The following is a 23,618-nucleotide window of genomic DNA, read 5'->3' on the forward strand; positions in this document are numbered from 1 at the left end:
TCCCGCGCGCGCCCCGGCCGTGCGCCGCGTGCCTGTCGGCGCCGCGGCGTAGGCTGGAGACCCCCGGCCGCTCGGCGTGCCGGGCCGTTCGCGTTGCCCCGGCGGGCCGTTGCCGCCCCGGGGCAGCACCAGCCACGGGACGAAGAAGAGACTCCAGATGAGCCTGACCGGACTGCTCGATGTCGTCGCCCGGGATGCGGCGCTCGCCGAGGCGATCGAGGCCGCGACCGCCACCGGTGCCGCGGCCGGTGGCCGCCGGCACCTGGACCTGGTCGGCCCGCCCGCCGCCAGGCCGTTCGTCATCGCGGCCCTGGCCCGTGCCCTGGCCGGGCGGGCGGCGGGGGAGCGCGGCCGCCCGGTGCTGGCCGTCACGGCGACCGGCCGGGAGGCCGAGGACCTCGCCGCCTCGCTCCGGTCGCTGCTGCCGCCGGACGCCGTCGCCGAGTACCCGGCCTGGGAGACGCTGCCGCACGAGCGGCTCTCGCCGCGCTCGGACACCGTCGGCCGCCGGCTGGCCGTGCTGCGCCGGATCGTGCACCCGCGGGCGGACGACCCCGCGGCCGGGCCGGTGCAGGTGATCGTGGCACCGGTCCGTTCGGTGCTCCAGCCGCAGGTGAAGGGGCTCGCCGAGCTGGAGCCGGTGGCCCTCGTCCGCGGGGAGTCGCACGATCTGGAGGCGGTTGCCCGCCGGCTCTCCGCGGCGGCCTACTCCCGGGTCGAACTGGTCGAGAAGCGTGGTGAGTTCGCCGTCCGCGGCGGAATCCTGGACGTCTTCCCGCCGACCGAGGAGCACCCGCTGCGGGTGGAGTTCTGGGGCGACGACGTCGAGGAGATCCGCTACTTCAAGGTGGCCGACCAGCGCTCGCTGGAGATCGCCGAGCACGGCCTGTGGGCACCGCCCTGCCGTGAACTGCTGCTGACCGACGAGGTGCGCGCGCGGGCCGCAGAGCTGGCCGCCGAGCACCCGGGCCTCGCCGAGATCCTGGACCGGATCGCCGAGGGCATCGCCGTCGAGGGCATGGAGTCGCTGGCGCCCGTCCTGGTGGACGACATGGAACTGCTGATGGACGTGCTGCCGCTCGGCTCGGTCGCGGTGGTCTGCGACCCGGAGCGGGTCCGCACCCGGGCCGCCGACCTGGTGGCGACCAGTCAGGAGTTCCTGCACGCCTCCTGGGTGGCGGCCGCGGCCGGCGGCGACCGGCCGATCGACCTGGAGGCGATCGACGTCTCCGCCGCCTCGCTCCGGTCCCTGGCCGAGGTGCGCGAGCACGCGGCTGCGATCGGCCTGCCCTGGTGGTCGGTCAGCCCGTTCGCGACCAGCGAGTCCGCGGCCGGCGGGGCGGCGGGCCCGGCCGGATTCGACGGCGGGCACGGCGACGCCAACACGCTCGCCCTCGGCATGCACGCCGTCGAGGCGTACCGGGGCGACACCGCGCGGGCCATCGCCGACGCCAAGGAGCGGCTGGCCGCCGACTGGCGGGTGGTCATGGTGACGGAGGGGCACGGGCCGGCCTCGCGGCTGGCCGAGGTGCTCGGCAACGAGGGCATCCCGGCCCGGCTGGTCGCCGACCTCACGGAGGCGCCGACCCGGGACGTCGTCCACGTCTCCTGCGGCTCGATCGAGCACGGCTTCGTCGACGAGGCGCTCAAGCTGACCGTCGTCACCGAGACCGACCTCTCCGGGCAGCGGTCCTCCACCAAGGACATGCGGCGGATGCCGTCCCGGCGCCGCAACGCGATCGACCCGCTGGCGCTGGTGGCCGGCGACTTCGTGGTGCACGAGGCGCACGGCGTCGGCCGGTACGTGGAGATGGTGCAGCGCACGGTGCAGGGCGCCACCCGCGAGTACCTGGTGCTGGAGTACGCGCCGGCCAAGCGCGGCCACCCCGGCGACCGGCTCTTCGTCCCGACCGACCAGCTGGACCAGGTCACCAAGTACGTCGGCGGCGAGGCCCCGACGCTGCACCGGCTCGGCGGCGCGGACTGGGCGAAGACCAAGCAGCGGGCCAAGAAGGCGGTCAAGGAGATCGCCGCCGACCTGATCAAGCTGTATTCGGCCCGGATGGCCGCCCCCGGCCACACCTTCGGCCCGGACACCCCGTGGCAGCGCGAGCTGGAGGACGCCTTCCCCTACGCGGAGACGCCGGACCAGCTGACCACCATCGCCGAGGTCAAGTCGGACATGGAGAAGTCCGTCCCGATGGACCGGCTGATCTGCGGCGACGTCGGCTACGGCAAGACCGAGATCGCCGTCCGGGCGGCCTTCAAGGCGGTGCAGGACGGCAAGCAGGTGGCCGTCCTGGTGCCGACCACGCTGCTGGTGCAGCAGCACTTCTCCACCTTCGCCGAGCGGTACGCCAACTTCCCGGTGACGGTGAAGGCGCTCTCGCGCTTCCAGACCGACAGCGAGGCGAAGGCCGTCCTGGAGGGCCTCTTCGAGGGTTCGGTGGACGTCGTCATCGGCACCCACCGGCTGTTCTCCTCCGAGACGAGGTTCAAGGACCTCGGCCTGGTCATCGTCGACGAGGAGCAGCGGTTCGGCGTCGAGCACAAGGAGCAGCTGAAGAAGCTGCGGGCCAACGTGGACGTGCTGACCATGTCCGCGACGCCGATCCCGCGCACCCTGGAGATGGCCGTCACCGGCATCCGCGAGATGTCCACCATCACCACTCCGCCGGAGGAGCGGCACCCGGTGCTGACCTTCGTCGGCCCGTACGACGAGAAGCAGATCTCGGCCGCCGTCCGGCGTGAACTCCTGCGCGAGGGCCAGGTGTTCTACATCCACAACCGGGTCGAGTCGATCGACCGGGCGGCGGCCCGGCTCAGGGAGCTCGTCCCCGAGGCGCGGATCGCCACCGCGCACGGGCAGATGGGGGAGACCGCGCTGGAGAAGGTCGTCGTCGACTTCTGGGAGAAGGAGTTCGACGTCCTGGTCTCCACCACGATCGTGGAGTCCGGCATCGACATCTCGAACGCCAACACCCTGATCGTGGAGCGCGGCGACACCTTCGGCCTCTCCCAGCTGCACCAGCTGCGCGGCCGGGTCGGCCGTGGCCGCGAGCGCGGGTACGCGTACATGCTGTACCCGCCGGAGAAGCCGCTGACCGAGACGGCGCACGAGCGGCTCGCCACCATCGCCCAGCACACCGAGATGGGCGCCGGCATGTACGTGGCGATGAAGGACCTGGAGATCCGCGGCGCCGGCAACCTGCTCGGCGGTGAGCAGTCCGGGCACATCGCGGGCGTCGGCTTCGACCTCTACATGCGGATGGTCGGCGAGGCGGTGGCCGAGTTCCGGGAGTCGCTGGCCGGCGGCGGCGGCGAGCCGGAGGAGGAGCCGCTGGAGGTGAAGATCGAGCTGCCGGTGGACGCCCACGTGCCGCACGAGTACGCGCCGGGCGAGCGGCTGCGGCTCCAGGCCTACCGCTCGATCGCGGCGGTCAACTCCGAGGACGACATCAAGCAGGTCCGCGACGAGCTGGTCGACCGGTACGGCAAGCTGCCCGAACCGGTGGAGAACCTGCTGCTGGTGGCGGCGCTGCGCCTGTACGCGCGGCGCTGCGGCATCGCGGACATCACCCTGGCGGGGGCCAACGTCCGCTTCGGGCCGGTCGAGCTGCGCGAGTCCCAGCAGCTGCGGCTGAACCGGCTCTACCCGCGCAGCCAGGTCAAGGCGGCCGCCCAGCAGTTGCTGGTGCCCCGGCCGGCCACCGGCCGGATCGGCGGGAAGCCGCTGGTCGGGCGTGAACTGCTCGGATGGTGCCGGGAGTTCCTGTCCGCGATGTTCGACGACCTGGCGGGGGCGAAGAAGTAGCGGACCGTCTCCGCGCCGTGGGGCGCGGTGGCGGGGTGAGCGGCGGTCTCGGGCAACGGTGCCCGGGACCGCTGTTCTCGTTCCCCCGGTGTTCCTGCGGCCGGTGCGGCTGCTGGGGCCGGTCCGGCCGGTGGTGCGGGTGCCGCTGATGCGGCGGGTGGGGCAGGTGGGGCGAGGGCGTCCGGTGGGGCTTGTGCGCCCTGTGAAGGCCCTGCGGTCCGGGCTGCCCGTGAACCGAGGTGTCAGCCGATCTTCCACTGGCCGACCTGGTTGGCGAAGCCGTTGTCCAGGGCGAACTGGACCTTGTCGAGCTTGGCGTCGGTCGGGACCTCGAAGGTGACGAAGCCCTTGCCGCTCTCGCCGGCGGCGATGTTGGTGGGGGTCTGGAAGGCCGGGCCGGCCTTGGTGTCCGCCAGGGTCGGGCCGTACGCCTGCCCCTGGGCGTCGACGACCTTGGCGCTGCTCCACGGGGTCTCGCCGTAGGCCTGGGTGCCGGTGGCCTTGATCTGGAACTGCACCGACACGTAGCGCTTGCCGTCGGCCGGCTTGAGGTACTCGTTCGAGCTCTCGGCCGGGTCGACCACCTTCACGGCGGTGACGTCGGCGGTGTTGCTCTTCTCCATGCCCTTGAGCGCGATGGTGTCGCCCACCTTGGCCGCCGCCTTGGGCGCGTCGGCCGGCTTGGTCTCGGCGGGCTTGGCGGCGCCGGTGGAGCCGGCGGCGGCGCCAGCCGGGGCGGAGGCGGCCGCGGTCTGCTTCGGCTCGGTGGCGACGGACGCGCCGCCGGTGGAGTTGCAGGCGGTCGCGGTGAGGGCGACCAGCGCGGCGCCCAGCAGCAGGGCGGCGTTGCGGCGGGTGGCGCGGCGGCGGGGCGTGGTGGCGACGGACATGGGGTGCTCCCGGATCTCGGTGGTGGTCGTCGGCGCCTTCCTGCGGTGCCGACAGGAGAGATCACATCATTGGCTGTGAACGATGTCAACGGCTATTCGCAAAACGGCTCTGTTCACATGTGAACGCCGAGGTCGGGGGTGCTGGCTATGCTGTGCGGTCACACCCCACCCCGTGCGTGACGAAGGAGCTCCATGCCGGACCGCCCCGAGGTGACCGCCGTCGAGATCGCCCGGCTGGCCGGGGTCGGCCGGGCCGCCGTCAGCAACTGGCGCCGCCGCCACGCCGACTTCCCGCGCCCGGTCGGCGGCACCGACAGCAGCCCGGCCTTCGCGCTCGACGAGGTGGCCGACTGGCTCCGCGCCCAGGGCAAGCTCGCCGAGCTGCCGCTGCTGGAGCGCGTCTGGCAGCTGCTGGAGACCCTCCGGGACCCGGCCGGCCACCCCGCCGGGCCGCTCGTCCAGGCCGGGGCCGTCCTCCTCCTGCTTCATCGCGAGCCCGGCCACCGGCAGGCGCTCGCCGCCGAACCCGACACCCGGCTCGCCACCGCCCTGCCCCGCGCGCTCGCCGAGGTCGCGACCGCCGCCCTCGGCCACGGCGCCACCGCGGCCCTCGGCCTCCCCGGCCTGCTCGGCTCCACGCAGCTGGACCTCGCCCGCCTGCTCGCCGAACTCGCCGACGCCGCCGGGGCCCCGGGCGCGTACGAGCAGCTGCTGACCCGCTACGCCGAGGCCAACACCCGTCAGCTCAGCCCCACCCCGCCCGAGGCCGCCGGCCTGCTCGCCGCCGTGGCCGGCGTCCCCGCCACCGTGCTCGACCCGGCCGTCGGCCTCGGAGCCGTCCTGCTCGCCCTCCCGCCCACCACCGGCCGCTACGGCCAGGACGCGGACGCGGTGACCGCCGCGCTCGCCGCGCTCCGGCTCGCCCTGCACGCGCCCGCCGACGAGCCGGGGCCGCTCCCGGCGGAGGTCCGCGCCGGCGACGCCCTGCGCGCCGACGGCTACCCCGGCGACACCTTCGAGGCCGTGCTCTGCCAGCCCCCCTACAACGAACGGGACTGGGGGCACGACGAGTTGCAGTTCGACTCGCGCTGGCCGGGCGGTCTCGTCCCGCCGCGCGGCGAGTCCGAACTCGCCTGGCTGCTGCACTGCCTCGCCCACACCCGCCCCGGCGGCCTCGCCGCCCTGCTGCTGCCGCCGACCGTCGCCACCCGCCGCGCGGGGCGAAGGGTCCGCGCCGAGCTGCTGCGCTCCGGCGCCCTGCGGGCCGTGGTCGCCCTGCCGGCCGGCGCCGCCCCGCCGTACGGGGTGCCGCTCCACCTGTGGATCCTGCGCGCGCCGCGGCCCGGGGACGACTTCCGCCAGGTGCTGCTGCTCGACGCGTCGGCGGCGTCCTTCGGCCCGCCCGCGCCCGGGCCCGTGCCACCGGCCGTCACCGAGCCGGGGGAGGGCGGGCGCGACAAGGTCGACTGGGCCACGCTCCACCGGACCGTCCTGGACGCCTGGCGCGGCTTCGACCTCGCCGCCCGGGAGGGCCTGCCGCTGCCGGCGGACCTGCCGGGGGTCCACCGGACGATGCCCGCGATCGACCTGCTCGACGACGAGACCGACCTCTCGCCGACCCGGCACGTCCCGCCCGCCCCGCAGGTCGGCGGGGCGGCCGAACTCGCCCACCTGAGCGGCCGGCTGACCGAGCTGCTGGCCGGCCTGGCCGAGCCCGCCTCGCTGCTGCCGGCGCCGGGGGCGCCGCCGGCCGTCCCGCCCGGCCCCGGTGCGGTCGCCGCCGGTGCGCTCGCGCCGGTGGTCACGGTGGGGGAGCTGGTCCGCGGCGGAGCGCTGGAGGTGTACTCCTCGGGCTCCGGTGTGCCGACCCGCCCGGTGGCCGCCGACCCGGCCGGCACCCCCGTGCTGACGGACCAGGACCTCCTCACCGGCGGCGCGCCCGGTGTCGTCCTCGACCCGGCCGGGCCGGCCGGCCCCGCCGGTGACGTCCGGATCCGCCCGGGCGACGTCCTCGTCCCCGCGCTCGGGGGCGGCGTGGCCAGGGTCGTCCGGGCGGGCAGCCCGTACGCGGGCGCCGCGCTCGGCCGGCAGCTGCACCTGCTCCGCCCCGACCGGGCCGCGCTCGACCCGGACTTCCTGGCGGGTCGGTTCCGGTCCACCGCCGCCACCCGCAGGGCCGCCAGCCACGCCTCCACCACCGCCCGCCTCGACATCCGCCGGGTGGAGCTCCCGCGCCTGCCGCTCGCCGAACAGCAGGCCCTCGGCGCCGCGTTCGCCCGCCTCGAAGCGTTCGACAGCGCCCTCCAGCAGGCCGCCGGCCTGGCCCGCACCCTCACCCAGGCCCTCACCGACGCGCTCGCCACCGGCGTACCCCCGACGGCCGGCTGACCGCGGCGGTACGGGCGGGCCGCCGGGGCCGTCCGGCGCAGGAGCCGTGACGGTGGAACGCCCTCCGCAGGGTCGGCGGCGGGCGGTACGGTGTGCGAAGTCCGTTCGTACCGCCGCCGGCCGCCTTTCCACCCCGCTCAGGAGCGCACATGTCAGGGCAGTACCCCGGGCAGTTCGGACCACCGTCCGGCGGCGCGTTCCCCGGCGGCGCGCCCCTCGACGGCCCGGCCGACGCGGGCGGGTACGGAGCGCCCCACCCGGTCGGCCCCCAGTTCGGCCAACCCTCCTTCGAGCAGCCCCGGTTCGGCCCGGCCGAGTACGCGCAGCCCGAGTTCGGCCCGCCCCGGTACGGCCCGCCGTACCCGGCCCAGCCCCACCCCGCCGCGGGGCCGTACCCCGTGCCGCCGACCCAGCCGCTGGCGGCGCTGCGCCCCGGGGCGGCCGCCGGCCCGTTCGGCCTGCTCGGCCGCATCCTGTGGTCCCTCGTACCGCTGCTGACCGTCGGTCTGCTCGGCATGATCCCCTCGCTGCTGCTGGCGATCCGCCGCCGCCGGGCGTACGACATCGCCGGCGCGGTGCTCTTCGCCGGACTCTTCCTCACCTACCTGGTCTGCGCCGGGGTCGCGGGCGGCACCAAGAACGCACCGACCGCGGACACCGTCGGCATGGTGGCGATGGTGCTGATGTGGTTCGGCGCACCGCTGCACTTCCTGGCGATGGACCTCCGGGCGGTCTGGGACGCGGGCCGCCCGAAGGCCCCGGCCCCCGCCCCGGCGGCGGCGTACTACCCGCCGCCCGGGGCGGCCGCCGGGCCGGTGGCCGGGTACCCGCCCGCGGCGGCCGGCCCGTCGTACGGTGCCGCGCCCGGCTACGCCCCGGCGGCCGGCCCCGCCACACCCGCCCCCGGAGCCGGCCCCGGCCCCGCGCCGGCCCCCGCGACCGGTGACGAGCTGCGCGAGCTCGGCGAACTGCTCCGCCGCCAGGCCCGCGAGGGCGGCCGGCCGTGACCTCCGCCCGGGTGATCGGCGGCCGCTACCGGCTCGCCGAGAAGATCGGCCACGGCGGCATGGGCCAGGTCTGGGGCGGCTACGACGAGCGGCTGGACCGCCCGGTCGCCGTCAAACTCCTCCGCACCGACCACCTGCTCCCCACCGACGGCTCCGCCGGCGGCAACGACCACCGGCGCCACGGCGACGAGCTGCGCCGCCGCTTCCTGCGTGAATGCCGGATCACCGCCGCGCTCGACCACCCCGGCCTGGTCACCGTCTTCGACGCGGGCGAGGACGACGGCGAGCTGTACCTCGTCATGCAGCGGGTCCCCGGCGTCAGCCTGGCCGACCTGATCGCCGAGGACGCACCGTTCCCGCTCGAACGCGCGGTCGCCGTCGCCGCCCAGCTCTGCGCCGCGCTGGGCGCCGTGCACGCCGTGCCGGTCGTCCACCGCGACCTCAAGCCCAGCAACGTGATGGTCCGGGACGACGGCCGGACGGTGCTGCTCGACCTCGGCATCGCCACCGCGCTCGACACCGAGGCCACCCGCCTCACTCTCACCGGCGTGCCGATCGGCAGCCCCTCCTACATGGCCCCCGAGCAGGCGCTCGGCGCCACCATCGACCCGCGCAGCGACCTCTACGCGCTCGGCTGCCTGCTGCACGCGATGCTCGCGGGCGAGGAGCCGTTCCGCGCGCCGAGCGCCCTCGGCGTGCTGCGCCGGCACGTCGACGAACCGCCGGTGCCGCTGCGCGACCTGCGGCCCGACGTCCCGGCGGTGCTCGAACGGCTGGTGCTCGACCTGCTCGCCAAGCAGCCTGCCGACCGCCCGGCCGACGCCCAGGAGGTGCACGCCCGGCTGCTGCCGCTGCTCCCCGCGGCCGTGCCCGCGCCGCAGCCCCGGTTCGGGCCGCTGCCCGATCCCACCCGCCCGTACCGGCACCCGCTCCAGCCGCAGCCCCGGCCGGAGCCGGCGGCCGCCCCGCCGGCTCCGCGCGCCGAACCGCACCCGTTCCTGATGGCCGCGGTGCCCCCGCCCGTGGCGCCGCCCGCCGTACCGCTCCCGGCGCCGTCCGCCGCACCGCCGCGGCCCGCGTCGGCGCCCGCACCGCCGGCCGCTCCCGGCGAGCCGGACCTCGCGGCCGCCTGCGCCCGGCTCTCCGACCTGGTCGACGCCGGCCGCCGCGCCGAGGTCCTCGACCTCGCCGCCGCGTTGCTGCCCAGGGCGCAGGCGGCGCTCGGTGACGCCGCGCCGCTGGTCCGCACCATCCGGACCATCCACGCCCGCACCCTCCACCAGGAACACCGCTACGCCCACGCGCTCCCCGAGTACCGGCTGCTCGCCGCCACCGCGGACGGCGGCCCGCTCGGCCCGGCGGCCCAGGAGCACCGCTACCGGGCCGCCGAGTGCCTGGAGCGGCTCGGCCACGGCACCGAGGCGCTCGCCGAGTACCGTGCGCTGCTGGCCGCCGCCCCGGCCGGGGACCAGGACCGGGCGTTCGACCTGCGCGAGCGGATCGGCGTCCTGCTCGCCGCGGGCGGCGAGGCCGAGGCCGCCTGGCAGTGGCTGCTCCAGCTGCTCTTCGACCGGGAGCGCCGCGACGGCCCGCACCACCCGGCCGTCCGCCGCCTCCGCCAGAACCTCGACACCCTCCAGCCGCACCGCACCACCGGCAACCCCCCGCCCGCCGACCCGCGCGCCACCCCCTGGACGCCCACCCGCTGACCCGGGCCGGCCGGCGAGCGCGCCCGGGGCCGGCGGCGGCGGTGCTCCGTCCGGGGGACTCGCGCGCGCCGCGGTCCGCGCGGCCCGGGCCCGTCCGCCCTACTCTCGGGACAACGCCCGGCCTTTCGCGCGAACGCCCTGCCGAGCGCCGCCGTCACCCCGGAGGCCAGCCATGCACCGTCGGACCGCCCTCGTGGGCGCCCTGCTCGCCGCCTCGGCCCTCGCCGGGTGCGCGGACGGCGGGCTCACCGCGGGGGCGGCGGCGGTGCTGGACGGGCGGCCGATCGCGGTGGGCGCGGTACAGGCGAGGGTCGCCGAGCTGCGCCATGCGGCCGGCGGTGCCTCGGCGGACGCGGAACAGCAGCCCGACGGGCCGGCCCGCAGGGCCGTCACCGACCTGGTGCTCGACGCGGTGGTCGCCCGGGCGGTGGCCGACCGCGGGTTGGCGGTCGGCCCCCCGGAGGTGGCGGCGGCCCGGGCGGCCGACGAGCAGCGGTACGGCGGCGCCGCGGCGCTGGCCCGGGCGCTGGCCGCCGGCGGGGTCCCGGGCAGCGGGATCGACGCCTCCTACCGCCGCCGGCTGGGCATCCGCGTCCTGGCCGCCGCGGCCGGCCAGGACGCCGGCACCCCGGAGGGCGACGCCACCGTCCGGCTGGCGCTGGCCGGTACCGCCGCCGCGCTGCACCTGCGGATCAATCCCCGCTACGGCACCTGGGACCCGGAGCGGGTCGCCCTGCTCCCCGAAACCCCGCCCTGGCTCGCCGCTCCCTGACCCCAGCCGCCCCCTGACCTCCGGTACGACCGACCTCCGGTACGACCGGCTGGCGGGCGCCCTGCCCGGGCCTCCGGACCGCGCCGGGGGCCGGTGAAACCGGAGGCGGCCCGCCCGCGGCGGCGGGTAGGTTCGGGGGTGTGACGAATCTTCCGGACGCGAAGCTGATCCTGCTCACCACGACCCACCGGGTGGCCCCCGGCCTGCTGTCCTGGCCGGCCTGGGAGGCGCTGCGGTCGGCCGGCCGGGTGCTGACGGGGGACGCCGGGAACCCGCAGGTGGCGGCGGTGCGGCAGGCCGGCGTCGAGGTGGAGGTGGTGGAGCCCGGCTCCGTACCGGCGCTGGCCCGGCTGCTGACCGGGCAGCCGGCCGCCGCGGGCCCGACGGTCTGGCTGGGCGGCCCGGACGGCGATCCGGGGCTGACCGACGCGCTGGCGCGGCTGGCGGTGGAGCGTGCGGGGGAGGTGCCCGAGATCGAGGTCCTGCCGGGCTCCTACGACCTGCCGGGTGCGCGGCTGCTGGACCTGGTCTCCGTGATGGACCGCCTGCGCTCGCCCGGGGGCTGCCCGTGGGACGCCGAGCAGACCCACGCCAGCCTGGTGAAGTACCTGGTCGAGGAGGCGTTCGAGCTGGTCGAGGCGATCGAGGAGGGGGACCGCGCGACGATCCGCGAGGAGCTGGGGGACGTCCTGCTCCAGGTCTTCTTCCACTCCCGGATCGCCGAGGAGCACCCGACCGACGCCTTCTCGGTCGACGACGTGGCGGGTGACCTCGTCGACAAGCTGATGTACCGCCACCCGCACGTCTTCGGGGACACCGAGGCCACCGGCGCGGCCGAGGTGGAGGCGAACTGGGAGACGCTGAAGGCGGCGGAGAAGTCCGACCGCGAGTCGGTGCTGGACGGCGTGCCGGCCGGGCTGCCCTCGCTGGCGTACGCGGCGAAGCTGGTGTCGCGGGTGCGGCGCGGCGGGGTCGCGGGCGTGCCGGACGCGCCGTACGAACTACCCGCCGAGCTGACCGCGGAGTCCGCGGGCAGCCTGCTGCTCGCCGTGGCGCAGCGGGCGCACGACGGCGGGGTGGACGTGGACGCGGCGCTGCGCGCGGCGGCCCGGGGGTACCGGGACGCCGTGCGGGCCGCCGAGGGGCTCGGGCCCGGCCGGCCGGAGTAGCGCGGGTCAGACCGCCGCGGCGGTCTCCACCGACCGGCGCTGCGGCGGTACCAGGACCTCGCCGATGGCCTCGCCGACCAGTTCGAGCAGTTCGGCGAGCCGCTCCAGGTCGAGGTGGTCGGGCAGGTCGGCGAGGGAGAGGATCCGCTCGCCGTCCGGGCCGGCCACGCAGAAGAGGTCGATCGGGCCGAGGTGCTTCTCGGCGGTGTCGACCAGGGCGGCGATGTCGCTGGGCCGGCGGATGTCGCCGCAGACGCCGACGACCGGGCAGCCGGGCCGGTCGAGCTCGGTGGCGAGGTCCTCGGCGACGCCCTCGCGCTCGTCGGCGATGAGCACCCCGGCGGCGCCGGCGGCGGTGAGGCGGCGTGCCAGGTCGGCACCCGACCCGCCGTCGACCACGGCGATGACGACGACTGCCCCGGTGACCCGCATGGTGCGCTCCTCCCTGTGGGCGGCTCCGCACCGGCGCCCACGTGTTGCTTTGCGGAGGATCGTAGGCTTGTCCTGACCCTCCGCAACAGGGATTACCCCGCAGGTGACCAGGCTCACGCCTGCCACGCCGGAGAACCCGCCGGAGCGCCGCGGGCGCCCCCGCCCCGCCCGCCGCGCGCCGCCGCCCGCGCCCCTCCCGGTGCCCCGGCCCGCGCCGCTCGCCACGCCCCTGTCGGCACTGCCCGCCGCGCCGCCCGCCGCGCCGCCGTCCGGGCCCCGACCGGACCGCCGCCGGGGAACCCCACCGGGATACCGTCGACCCATGTCAGTGCAGCCCGATTCCGCCCGCCCGCCCCTCTTCACCTGGGAGTTCGCCGCCGACCCGTACCCGGCGTACGCCTGGCTGCGGGAGCACGAGCCGGTGCACCGCACCACCCTGCCGAGCGGGGTGGAGGCCTGGCTGGTGACCAGGTACGCGGATGCCCGGCAGGCGCTGGCCGACGGGCGGCTCTCCAAGAACCCGGTGCACCACAGCGGGCAGGCGCACCGCACCGGCCGGGTGGGCATTCCGGGCGAGCGCCAGGCCGATCTGATGACGCACCTGCTGAACATCGATCCGCCGGACCACACGCGGCTGCGCCGACTGGTGTCGAAGGCGTTCACGCCGCGCCGGGTGGCCGAGTTCGAGCCGCGGGTGCAGGAGCTCACGGACCGGCTGATCGACGGGTTCGCGGAGCGGGGCAGCGCCGACCTGATCCACGAGTTCGCCTTCCCGCTCCCCATCTACGCGATCTGTGACCTGCTCGGCGTGCCGGCCGAGGACCAGGACGACTTCCGTGACTGGGCGGGCATGATGATCCGCCACGGCGGGGGCCGGCGCGGGGGTGTCGGGCGTGCCGTCAAGAAGATGCGCTCGTACCTGCTCGAACTGATCCACCGCAAGCGGGCGGACCTCGGCGACGACCTGATCTCCGGCCTGATCCGGGCCAGTGACCACGGCGAGCACCTGACCGAGAACGAGGCCGCGGCGATGGCCTTCATCCTGCTCTTCGCGGGCTTCGAGACGACGGTCAACCTGATCGGTAACGGCACCTACGCGCTGCTGCGCAATCCGGACCGGCGGGCGCAGCTGCAGGAGTCGGTGGCCCGTGGCGAGAGCGGCCTGCTGGAGACCGGGATCGAGGAACTCCTGAGGTACGACGGGCCGGTGGAGCTGGCCACCTGGCGGTTCGCGACCAGCCCGCTGACCATCGGCGGGGTGGCGATCCCGGTCGGTGACCCGGTGCTGGTGGTGCTCGCGGCGGCCAACCGGGACCCGGCGCGGTTCGTGGAGGAGAACACCCTGGACCTCGGCCGGACGGACAACCCGCACCTGGGTTTCGGGCACGGCATCCACTACTGCATCGGCGCCCCGCTGGCCCGCCTCGAGGGGCGGGCGGCGCTGGCCACCCTGCTCACCCGGTTGCCCGATCTGAAACTCGCCGCCGACCCGGACGACCTGCGCTGGCGCGGTGGCCTGATCATGCGTGGCCTGCGGGAGCTCCCGGTCGAATTCAGTCCGGCGAAGAAGGTGTCGGTGACCTCACCGGAGAAGTCCTCGGTGAGTTCCCCGATGCCTTCCGCCGGGTCTTCGGGTGATTCCTCCGACAGTGGGTTCTGAGGCGTCGCCACTCTGATGGAGTGTCGTCGACGCGCGGAGGCACGGGGGTTGAACCGTCATCAATCCGGACATAGCGCCGTCGTTGGTGGGCGATCGACCATGCGTCGTAATTTCTGTGTGATGTCGGCGATATGAGCTTGTGATTGGTAAGAGGATCTGTCTACCCTCCGTGGAGTTCGCAGCTGCGGACCTCGTGCACGGGACGCCGAATCCTGCCCGCCGTGCCACGGGAAACCGACCAGACCCTGGGCAGGGGCGGGGGAACCAGGTTTGTTGCCGTCCCCCACGGCTCGGGGTGAAGCCGCCCGCGCGGGCAGGAAGTCCGCGTCACGCGGCCGGGCCACCTCCCGGTCCGAACCCGACAGCTCACCTCGCAGGCGTGCGGAGAGGGACCTTCATGCTGTTCGTTGGAACCGGCCGTCACCGTCGTCGCACCCAGACCGAGAGGGCCATCGCCGTCGCCGGCGTGGCCGGCGTCGGGCTCGCGATGCCGCTGCTCACCGCCACCGGTGCCTCGGCCGCCCCGGCCTCGACCTGGGACGCCGTCGCCCAGTGCGAGAGCGGCGGCAACTGGAGCATCAACACCGGCAACGGCTTCTACGGCGGTCTGCAGTTCACCCCCAGCACCTGGAAGGCGTACGGCGGCACCGGCTACGCGCCGCAGGCCAACCAGGCCACCCGGGCGCAGCAGATCTCGGTCGCCGAGAAGGTCCTCGCCTCGCAGGGCCCGGGCGCCTGGCCGGTCTGCTCCCAGAAGGCCGGACTGAGCAAGGGCGGTGCCCCGGCCTCGGTCGACACCTCGGCGGACGCCAAGCCCGCCGCGCAGCAGCCCGGACCGTCGAAGCCGGCTCAGAAGCCCGTGCAGCAGGCCCAGAAGCCGGCGCAGAAGCCGGTCCAGCAGCAGGCGCCGCAGTCCGCCGTCCAGCAGTACGGGCAGCAGGAGACCCAGGCCCCGGGCTTCTCCGGTCACGCCGGCTGGGACGCCGACGCGAAGGTGTTCTGGTACCAGAGCAACGGTGACTGGTACTGGACCAGTCACCAGAGCGTCTATCAGCAGTACGCCGGCCAGGGGGCCGCCCAGGACGCCCGGGTCGCGCAGCCCGCCCCCGCCGCCCCGGCCGCCGCCCAGCAGCAGGCCGGTCACGGTTACACCGTCCGCGACGGCGACACGCTGGCCGGCATCGCCGGCGCCCAGGGCGTCTCCGGCGGCTGGCAGGCGCTGTACGACGGCAACCGCGGGACCGTCGGTACGGACCCGAACCTGATCATGCCCGGCCAGGTGCTCAGCCTCGGCTGACCGGCCGTCCGCCCGCAGTGGTGCGCGAGGGGGGCCGGTTCGGCCCCCTTCGTCCCCATCCGGTCGTCTTTCGACCGGCAACCAGGTGAACTACCGGCGGGTAGCACGGCCACACGCTGAGACGGGACCGAGGTCAGCGTGGCCCCGGGAGCCCGTGCGGTTAGGCTCTGGTCGTAACGACTCCGCAATCGTCCGGCCGACAGCACCCATCGTCAGCCGGACCTGCTTCCGCTAGGAGATGCCTCGTGCCGTCCATCGATGTCGTCGTAGCCCGTGAGATTCTCGACTCGCGTGGCAACCCCACGGTCGAGGTCGAGGTCGGCCTCGACGACGGCAGCACCGGTCGTGCCGCTGTCCCGTCGGGTGCCTCCACCGGTGCCTTCGAGGCGCTGGAGCTGCGCGACGGTGACAAGAACCGCTACTTCGGCAAGGGCGTGGAGAAGGCCGTCCTGGCCGTCATCGAGCAGATCGGCCCGGAGCTGGTCGGCTACGACGCCACCGAGCAGCGCCTGATCGACCAGGCCATGCTCGACCTGGACGCCACCCCGGACAAGTCCTCGCTCGGCGCCAACGCCATCCTGGGCGTCTCGCTGGCCGTCGCGCACGCCGCGTCCGAGGCCAGCGACCTGCCGCTGTTCCGCTACCTGGGCGGCCCGAACGCGCACGTCCTGCCCGTCCCGATGATGAACATCCTCAACGGCGGCTCGCACGCGGACTCCAACGTCGACATCCAGGAGTTCATGATCGCTCCGATCGGCGCGGAGTCCTTCTCCGAGGCCGTCCGCTGGGGCGTCGAGGTCTACCACACCCTCAAGGGCGTCCTGAAGGAGCGCGGCCTCTCCACCGGCCTCGGCGACGAGGGCGGCTTCGCCCCGAACCTGGACAGCAACCGCGAGGCGCTGGACCTCATCACCGAGGCCATCCAGAAGGCCGGTTACGTGCCCGGCCGCGACATCGCGCTGGCCCTGGACGTCGCCGCCTCCGAGTTCTACAAGGACGGCGCCTACCAGTTCGAGGGCAAGGCCCTCTCGGCCGCCGAGCTGATCGAGTACTACGCCGAGCTGGTCGCCGCGTACCCGCTGGTCTCCATCGAGGACCCGCTGGACGAGTCGGACTGGGACGGCTGGAAGGCCATGACGGTCAAGCTGGGCGACAAGGTCCAGCTGGTCGGCGACGACCTGTTCGTCACCAACCCGGCCCGCCTGGCCAAGGGCATCGAGACCGGCACCGCCAACGCGCTGCTGGTGAAGGTGAACCAGATCGGTTCGCTGACCGAGACCCTGGACGCCGTCGAGCTGGCCCAGCGCAACGGCTACCGCTGCATGATGTCGCACCGCTCCGGCGAGACCGAGGACGTCACCATCGCCGACCTCGCCGTCGCCACCAACTGCGGCCAGATCAAGACCGGCGCCCCGGCCCGCTCCGAGCGCGTCGCCAAGTACAACCAGCTGCTGCGCATCGAGGAGATCCTCGACGACGCCGCCGAGTACGCCGGCCGCGGCGCCTTCCCGCGCTTCCGCGCAGCGGAGTAACGAGCACAGTCGCGCAGCGGAGTAACGAGCACAGCCGCGCAGCGGAGTAACGAGCGCAGTCGCGCCGCGGAACAACCAGCTCAGCCGCGCCGCGGAGTGACCCGAGGCCGCGCGCACGAGGGCCGAGCCGGGCCCGCCCGCGCACGCCTGACCGGTGCCCCGCCGTCCACCCCGTAGGGTGGGCGGCGGGGCACCGGTGCGACAGGAGGGGACACGGGAGATGGCAGGCTGGCGGATCCCGGGCTTGGCGGCCCGGCCGCGCTTCACGAGCCGGGCGACCGTTCTCGTCCTGGTGCTCTGCTCGCTGGTGGCGATCCTCGCCTACCCGACGCGGCAGTTCATCTCCCAGCGTTCCGAGATCTCCGCCCAGCGGGCGAAGGCCGAACACGCCCGGCAGCAGGTCGAACAGCTGCGCCGGGACAAGGCCCGCTGGCAGGACCCGGAGTACGTCAAGGCGCAGGCCCGCGCCCGGTTGCACTACGCGATGCCGGGGGAGACCCCGTACATCGCGGTGGACCGGGCCGGCCAGGGCGCCGCCAAGTCCTCCGTGCCCGCGCCGGCGCCGTCCGACGGCACGGCCGCCGCCCCGGCGAAGGCCGCCAAGCCCTGGTACGCGAGCGTGTGGGACTCGGTGGACGCCGCCGACACCACCGCGGCCCTCGCCCCGCCCCCTCCCCGCCCGTCGCAGACATCCCTGCCCCCTGCTGGAGCCAGCTCCCCCCATGACCACTGAGAACCACCCCTCCGTCTCCGTCTCCGACGCCGACGTCGCGGCCATCGCCGCCCAGCTCGGCCGGGTCCCGCGCGGTCTGCGCGGCGTGGCGCACCGCTGCCCCTGCGGGAACCCGGACGTCGTGGAGACGGCCCCCCGGCTCGCGGACGGCACGCCGTTCCCGACCCTGTACTACCTGACCTGCCCCAAGGCCGCCTCGCTGATCGGCACCCTGGAGGCGGACGGCGTGATGAAGGAGCAGACCGCCCGGCTCGCCGAGGATCCGGAGCTGGCCGCCGCCTACCAGAAGGCGCACGAGGACTACATCGCCCGCCGCGACGCCATCGAGGTGCTGGAGGGCTTCCCGAGCGCGGGCGGCATGCCGGACCGGGTGAAGTGCCTGCACGTGCTGGTCGGCCACTCCCTGGCGGCCGGCGAGGGCGTCAACCCGCTCGGCGACGAGGCGATCGGCATGCTGGAGGACTGGTGGGCCAAGGGCCCCTGCGTCTCCCCGGCCGAGGTCGAGGCGGCCGGCGGGCGGGTCGCCCGGAACCGTGCCAAGGAGCAGGACCACGCGGCCGTGATCGCCGCGAAGGAGCAGAAGACCGCCGAGCGCGCCGCCAAGAAGCGCGTGGCCGAGGATGCCGCACCGCAGGAGTCCGAGTGAGCATGACGCGCGTGGCCGCGATCGACTGCGGCACCAACTCGATCCGGCTGCTGGTCGCCGATCTCGACCCGGAGACCGGGGAGATCACCGACCTCGACCGCCGGATGGTCATCAACCGGCTGGGCCAGGGCGTGGACCGGACCGGCCGGCTGCACCCGGACGCGCTGGCCCGCACCTTCGCGGCCTGCCGCGAGTACGCGGAGATCATCTCCGGCTTCGGGGTCGGTCCGGACCGGATCCGCTTCGTCGCCACCAGCGCCTCCCGGGACGCCGAGAACAGCGACGAGTACGCCAAGGGCGTGCGCGACATCCTGGGCGTCGGCCCCGAGGTGGTCAGCGGTGAGGAGGAGGCGCACCTCTCCTTCGTCGGCGCCACCAAGGAGCTCACCGGCGGTCAGTTCCCCGCGCCGTACCTGGTCTTCGACCTCGGCGGCGGCTCCACCGAGTTCGTCCTCGGCGGCGCGGAGGTCCGGGCGGCCCGCTCGGTGGACATCGGCTGCGTCCGGCTCACCGAGCGCCACTTCGGCGGCGCCGAGCTGCCGTCGGCGGAGCAGGTCGCCGAGGCCCGGGCGCACGTCCGGGCCGAGCTGGACAAGGCCGAGGAGGTCGTCCCGCTGACCGGCGCGGCCACCCTGGTGGGCCTGGCCGGGACGGTCACCACCGTCTCGGCGATCGCCCAGGACCTGCCGGCCTACGACTCCGGGGCGATCCACCACTCGCGGATCAGCCGCGAGCAGGTGGCCCGGATCGCCGACGAGCTGCTCACCGCCACCCACGACCAGCGGGCGGCCATCCCGTCGATGCACCCCGGCCGGGTGGACGTGATCGCGGCCGGCGCCCTGGAGCTGCTGGAGATCATGACCCGGACCGGCGCCGCCGAGCTGGTCGTCAGCGAGCACGACATCCTGGACGGCATCGCCTGGAGTATGGCCTCCTGACCTCGTACGGGCCTTACCCGACCGGCCCCGGGACCCCGCTGGGGGTGCCGGGGCCGGGGCGCGCCCGGGGCCGGGCGAGAAACTTCGTGAATTTCTTCACATGGCGATCCAGCCATTCGTCGTGCCCGAGTGCCCGCAACGTCCGAAATGTGGGACTGAAGGTGCGGTAGCCGTGACGCCCGCTGGATCGCAGGCTGTGTTCCCGTACGGGTTTGAAAATCGAAATCACGCGCGGGAACCGAGGCGTGGTGCGGATCGTTGCTGCTCAGGTGGGGCATCCGCACGCCTGTGCTCACAGGGGGGCCGTGGGGGCCGTGAGGTGACACCCCCGGCCGCTCCGAGGGGGCGCGAAGTGTAGCACGGGGTGTCCAGTGGCTTGTGACCGGGCTCACGAAGGCTGCTCCGGACGGTGCTGGATACTTTCCGATATGAGCACCACGGAGCGTCCTCGCATCCTCATTGTCGGCGGTGGTTACGTCGGCCTGTATGCCGCGATGCGCATCCTCAAGAAGATGCGCTACGGCGAAGCGACCGTCACGGTCGTGGACCCGCGGTCGTACATGACGTACCTGCCCTTCCTTCCCGAGGCGGCCGGCGGCAACGTCGCGCCTCGCAACCTCGTCGCGCCGCTGCGCAGCGCCCTGAAGAAGGCGGAGGTGCTCACCGGTGCTGTCACCGGTGTGGACCACGCCCGCAAGGTCGCGACCATCCAGCCCGCGGCCGGCGACTCGTACGAGCTGCCCTTCGAGTACCTGGTCGTCGCGACCGGCTCGGTCTCCCGCACCTTCCCGATCCCGGGTCTGGCGGAGCACGGCATCGGCATGAAGACGGTGGAGGAGGCCATCAGCCTCCGCAACCACGTCATGGCGCAGCTGGACAAGGCCGAGTCCACCACGGACGAGGCGATCCGCCGCAAGGCGCTGACCTTCGTCGTCATCGGCGGCGGCTTCGCCGGTGTCGAGACGATCGCCGAGATCGAGGACATGGCGCGCGACGCCTCCAAGATCTACAAGACCGTCAGCCGTGACGACATGCGCTTCATCCTGGTGGAGGCGGCCAACCGCATCCTCCCGGAGATGGGCCCGGACCTCGGTCTGTGGACCAAGGAGAAGCTCGAAGAGCGCAACATCGAGATCTACATCGAGACCTCGATGGACTCCTGCGTCGACCAGCACGTCGTGCTGAAGAACGGCGTCGAGGCCGACGCCTCCACCATCGTGTGGACGGCCGGCGTCAAGCCGAACCCGGTGCTGGCCAACTTCGGCCTGCCGCTGGGCCCGCGCGGCCACGTCGACACCGCCGCGACCCTCCAGGTCCAGGGCTTCGACTACGTGTGGTCCGCCGGCGACAACGCCCAGGTGCCGGACCTCGCCTCCGGCGAGGGTGCCTGGTGCCCGCCGAACGCGCAGCACGCCGTCCGTCAGGCCGCCGTCCTCGGCGACAACGTGATCTCCGGCATGCGCGGCTTCCCGCAGTCCGAGTACAAGCACAAGAACCTCGGCGCGGTGGCCGGTCTCGGCCTGCACAAGGGCGTGGCGATCCTCTTCGGCAAGGTCAAGCTCAAGGGCCGCCTCGCCTGGTGGTTCCACCGCGGCTACCACGGCGCGATGGTCCCGACCATGAACCGCAAGGTCCGCGTCTTCACCGACTGGACGCTGGCGATGTTCCTGAAGCGCGAGACCGTGGGTCTGGCCCAGATGGAGAAGCCGTTCGAGGCGTTCCAGGAGGCTGCGGCGCCCGCGCCGAAGCCGGTCGAGGCCGCCAAGCCGGCCGCCGACAAGGAGCTCGCCACCAGCAAGTAAGCGACTGAGATCCCGGTGTGGGAGCACCGGGGTATGAGTCGGAGGCCCTCCGCCCGGCAGTGTCGCCGGACCACGACCTCCGTGGTGCTCAGCCGGCCGTGCGACCGGGCGGAGTACAGCAGTACGAGAAGGCCCCTGCCGAAACCCTCCGGCGGGGCCTTCTCGTCGTTCCGGCCGGCTCCCCGCAGCCTTCGCGGGGGAGCCGGCCGGAACGGGGCGAAGGCCCCGGGCGGGCTGCCCGGGGCCTTCGCGCGACGCCGACCCGGGGGTCAGTCGGTCTTGATGCTCTCCAGGATGTCCAGCTTGGACGCCCGGCGGGCCGGCCAGATCGCCGCCACCAGGCCGACCACGCCGGCCAGGGCGAGGAAGAGCAGCAGCTGGCCGTAGGGCAGGACGGTGGTCAGGCCCGCCAGGCTGGACTTCAGCGTCCCGTTGATCGCCCAGGCCATGAAGGAGCCGAGCACGAGGCCGATGCCGGCACCGAAGAGCGAGATCACCACGGACTCCAGCCGGACCATCCGCTTGATGCCGCCGCGGTCCAGGCCGATCGCCCGGAGCATCCCGATCTCGCGCTTGCGCTCGAAGACCGACATGGCCAGCGTGTTGACGACCCCGAGGATCGCGACGATCACGGACATCGCCAGCAGGCCGTACATCATGTTCAGCGCGAAGGTGATGGTCTGGCTGAAGTCGTCGCGCACGTCCTGCTTGGACTTGACCTCGATCACCGGGTTGGCGCCGGTGGCGTCCTTGAGGGCCTGCTTCAGGGAGTCGGTGGCACCGTCGGCGCCCTTGACCACGACGTTGCTGATGTAGGGCTCGGGGTCGTGCTTGGCGATCTCGCTGTTGGCCAGGACGACCGGGCCGAGCATGCCGCCCGTCTCGTAGACCCCGCCGACGGTGACCTGGCCCGTGGACTCGTCCGGGTAGGTGACCGTCAGGGCCGAGCCGGCCGTGACGTTGTTCTTCTTGGCGACGTCCGTGTCGATCAGGATCTGGCCCTGGGCGATGGAGGCCGTGGAGCCGCTGGTCAGCTTGACCGAGACGAGCTTGTCGAACACGTCCGCGTTCAGGCCGCTGATCGACTTGGTCGTGCCGTTCAGCTCCCAGTAGACGGTGGTGAGCGGCGAGGAGGCCGTCACCCCGGCGGTCTTGGCGACCTCGGCCGGGACCTTCGGGGAGAGGCTCATGCCGTTCGCGGCCGAGACCAGGTAGTCGGCCCTCATCGAGCTGGTGACGGCCTTGTCCAGCGTGCCGCCGACCGAGGCGCCGATCACCGTCAGGCCGCTGACCAGGGTCAGGCCGATGGTGAGGGCGGCGGCGGTGGCCGCGGTGCGGCGCGGGTTGCGGACCGCGTTCTGCCGGGCGAGCTTGCCGGGCGTGCCGGCCAGCTTGCCGAGCACCGGGCCGATCAGCGCGATCACCGGGCGGGAGAGCAGCGGCAGCAGGATGAAGACGCCGATGACGGTCAGCACCGCACCGAAACCGACCGGGATCCGACCACCGCTGTTGCCGGTGGAGGCGCCGTAGGCGATCAGTGCGCCGCCGCCGGCGGCCAGCACCGAGCCGATCGTGTTGCGGATCACCAGGCTCCGCTGGCCGGCCGGCTGGTCACCACTGCTCATCGCCGCCACCGGGGCGATCCGGGAGGCGCGCACCGCGGGCAGCAGGGCGGACAGGACGGTCACCAGGACGCCGACCAGCAGGGTGACGGCCACCGTGAGCGGCTTGATCACCAGCGGGCCGGTGGGCATCCCGTCGTCCAGCGAGTGGATCAGGGACTGCAGCCCGGCACCGATGCCGACCCCGGCGACGAGCCCGGCCGCGGCCGAGGCGGCGCCGATCGCCAGCGCCTCGATCAGGACGGAGGCGGTCACCTGCTTGCGGCTGGCACCGATCGCCCGCATCAGGGCGAGCTCCTTGGTGCGCTGGGCGACGAGCATGGTGAAGGTGTTGGCGATGATGAAGATGCCGACGAAGAGCGAGATCGCGGCGAACACGAGCAGCATGGTGCGCATGCTGCTGGTGCTCCGGGTGATCATCCGCTGCTCCTCGTCCTGGAGCTGCTGACCGGTCTCGACGTCCATCTGCTGGCCGGCCGGGAGCTTCTGCTTCACCTCGCCGAGCAGGGCGTCCTGGGTGGTGCCCGGCTTGGCGGCGAGCACGATGCTGCTGTAGCGGCCCGGCTCCAGCAGCAGCTGCTGGGCGGTGACGCGGTCGAACAGCGTGAGCGTGCCGCCGGAGTTCACCACCGGGTCGTCGGTGGTGAAGACGCCGGTGAGCTTCGCCTCGGCCACCGGGCCGTTGGAGGCGACCCGGACGGTGTCGCCGACCTTGTAGCCGCCCTTCTCGGCGGTCCTGCGGTCGAGCGCGATCTCCTTGGCGTTCTTCGGCCCCTGACCCTCGATCATCGGGTAGCGGGCGTCCTTGCCGTCCGCGCCGGGGGCGAAGTTGGCGCCCTTGGCGGACCAGGCCTGGCCGATCAGGGCGCCGTGCTTGTCGGCGACCCCGGTGAAGCCGCTGACCACACCGCGGGCGGCGGCCGCGCCGGGGAGCGCGGCGAACTGCTGGACGGTGGCGTCGGTCAGGGTGGCCGGGCTCTTCTCGCTCTTCTCGCGGGCGGTGGCGCCGGAGCCGGCCGCCCGGTCGACGACCTGGACCGACACGTCGGAGTAGCTCTTGGAGTTGCTGTCCTGCATGGCCTTGCCGAAGGTGTCGGAGAAGACCATGGTGCCGGCGACGAAGGCGGTGCCGAGCATGACGGCGAGGGCCGTCATCAGCAGTCGGCCCTTGTGGGCCAGCACATTGCGCAGTGCGGTGCGATACATG

Annotated in this window: 16 protein-coding genes and 1 riboswitch; of the genes, 13 read left to right on the forward strand and 3 right to left on the reverse strand. The window is 74.1% G+C overall.

The features are described from left to right. Nucleotides 1-157 precede the first annotated feature (157 nt). Complete coding sequence (mfd, locus tag OH807_RS24405; RefSeq protein WP_406202500.1) at nucleotides 158-3,814, forward strand: transcription-repair coupling factor; 3,657 nt, start codon at nucleotides 158-160, stop codon at nucleotides 3,812-3,814. 242 nt (nucleotides 3,815-4,056) lie between these two features. Here mfd and OH807_RS24410 read toward each other — a convergent pair whose 3' ends face one another. After that, nucleotides 4,057-4,704 carry a DUF4352 domain-containing protein gene (locus tag OH807_RS24410; RefSeq protein WP_406202502.1) on the reverse strand — a complete coding sequence of 216 codons (648 nt, stop codon included), beginning with the start codon at nucleotides 4,702-4,704 and terminating at the stop codon, nucleotides 4,057-4,059. A 192-nt stretch (nucleotides 4,705-4,896) separates the two neighbouring features. Between OH807_RS24410 and OH807_RS24415 the strand changes: the two genes are divergently transcribed. The 5 genes from OH807_RS24415 (at nucleotide 4,897) to OH807_RS24435 (ending at nucleotide 11,749) form a co-directional block, all read left to right on the forward strand. Beyond that, entirely contained in the window at nucleotides 4,897-7,092 is a 2,196-nt protein-coding gene (locus OH807_RS24415; protein WP_406202504.1) for an N-6 DNA methylase, read from the forward strand. Nucleotides 7,093-7,241: 149 nt separating this feature from the next. Next, entirely contained in the window at nucleotides 7,242-8,099 is an 858-nt protein-coding gene (locus OH807_RS24420) for a hypothetical protein (protein WP_406202506.1), read from the forward strand. After that, nucleotides 8,096-9,808, forward strand: a complete 1,713-nt coding sequence (locus OH807_RS24425; RefSeq protein WP_406202508.1) for a protein kinase domain-containing protein — start codon at nucleotides 8,096-8,098, stop codon at nucleotides 9,806-9,808. Before OH807_RS24420 ends, OH807_RS24425 begins: the two co-directional genes overlap by 4 nt. 172 nt (nucleotides 9,809-9,980) lie before the next feature. After that, complete coding sequence (locus OH807_RS24430; RefSeq protein ID WP_406202510.1) at nucleotides 9,981-10,580, forward strand: hypothetical protein; 600 nt, start codon at nucleotides 9,981-9,983, stop codon at nucleotides 10,578-10,580. Nucleotides 10,581-10,720: 140 nt separating this feature from the next. After that, complete coding sequence (locus tag OH807_RS24435) at nucleotides 10,721-11,749, forward strand: MazG family protein (protein WP_406202512.1); 1,029 nt, start codon at nucleotides 10,721-10,723, stop codon at nucleotides 11,747-11,749. Between the two features lie 6 nt (nucleotides 11,750-11,755). Here OH807_RS24435 and OH807_RS24440 read toward each other — a convergent pair whose 3' ends face one another. Continuing rightward, on the reverse strand, nucleotides 11,756-12,181 hold the full coding sequence (locus OH807_RS24440) for an SDR family NAD(P)-dependent oxidoreductase (RefSeq protein ID WP_406202514.1): 426 nt from the start codon (nucleotides 12,179-12,181) through the stop codon (nucleotides 11,756-11,758). A 322-nt stretch (nucleotides 12,182-12,503) separates the two neighbouring features. On the opposite strand from OH807_RS24440, the gene OH807_RS24445 reads away from it, so the two are divergent. The 7 genes from OH807_RS24445 (at nucleotide 12,504) to OH807_RS24475 (ending at nucleotide 20,789) form a co-directional block, all read left to right on the forward strand. Further along, nucleotides 12,504-13,841, forward strand: coding sequence for a cytochrome P450 (locus OH807_RS24445; protein ID WP_406202516.1), 1,338 nt, complete (start codon nucleotides 12,504-12,506; stop codon nucleotides 13,839-13,841). Nucleotides 13,842-14,067: 226 nt separating this feature from the next. Continuing rightward, nucleotides 14,068-14,237, forward strand: a riboswitch (cyclic di-AMP (ydaO/yuaA leader). A 1-nt stretch (nucleotide 14,238) separates the two neighbouring features. Further along, nucleotides 14,239-15,138 (forward strand): transglycosylase family protein, encoded by a 900-nt coding sequence (locus OH807_RS24450; RefSeq protein WP_406202517.1) that lies wholly within the window; start codon nucleotides 14,239-14,241, stop codon nucleotides 15,136-15,138. A gap of 245 nt (nucleotides 15,139-15,383) precedes the next feature. Further along, entirely contained in the window at nucleotides 15,384-16,670 is a 1,287-nt protein-coding gene (eno, locus tag OH807_RS24455; RefSeq protein ID WP_406202519.1) for a phosphopyruvate hydratase, read from the forward strand. A gap of 220 nt (nucleotides 16,671-16,890) precedes the next feature. Next, nucleotides 16,891-17,403: a septum formation initiator family protein gene (locus tag OH807_RS24460; RefSeq protein ID WP_406202521.1), complete on the forward strand. Its 513-nt coding sequence runs from the start codon at nucleotides 16,891-16,893 to the stop codon at nucleotides 17,401-17,403. Beyond that, on the forward strand, nucleotides 17,375-18,049 hold the full coding sequence (locus OH807_RS24465; RefSeq protein WP_406211158.1) for a DUF501 domain-containing protein: 675 nt from the start codon (nucleotides 17,375-17,377) through the stop codon (nucleotides 18,047-18,049). The genes OH807_RS24460 and OH807_RS24465 overlap by 29 nt, the downstream gene beginning before the upstream one ends. Before the next feature lie 2 nt (nucleotides 18,050-18,051). Beyond that, complete coding sequence (locus OH807_RS24470) at nucleotides 18,052-18,987, forward strand: exopolyphosphatase (protein WP_406211159.1); 936 nt, start codon at nucleotides 18,052-18,054, stop codon at nucleotides 18,985-18,987. Nucleotides 18,988-19,415: 428 nt separating this feature from the next. Then, nucleotides 19,416-20,789: an NAD(P)/FAD-dependent oxidoreductase gene (locus OH807_RS24475; RefSeq protein ID WP_406202523.1), complete on the forward strand. Its 1,374-nt coding sequence runs from the start codon at nucleotides 19,416-19,418 to the stop codon at nucleotides 20,787-20,789. 269 nt (nucleotides 20,790-21,058) lie between these two features. Here OH807_RS24475 and OH807_RS24480 read toward each other — a convergent pair whose 3' ends face one another. Next, a complete protein-coding gene (locus tag OH807_RS24480; protein ID WP_406202525.1) occupies nucleotides 21,059-23,617 on the reverse strand; it encodes an ABC transporter permease in 2,559 nt (852 codons plus the stop codon). Nucleotide 23,618 lies beyond the last annotated feature (1 nt).

This window comes from Kitasatospora sp. NBC_01560 (genome assembly GCF_045208415.1).
In the GTDB taxonomy this organism is placed as follows: Bacteria; Actinomycetota; Actinomycetes; order Streptomycetales; family Streptomycetaceae; genus Kitasatospora.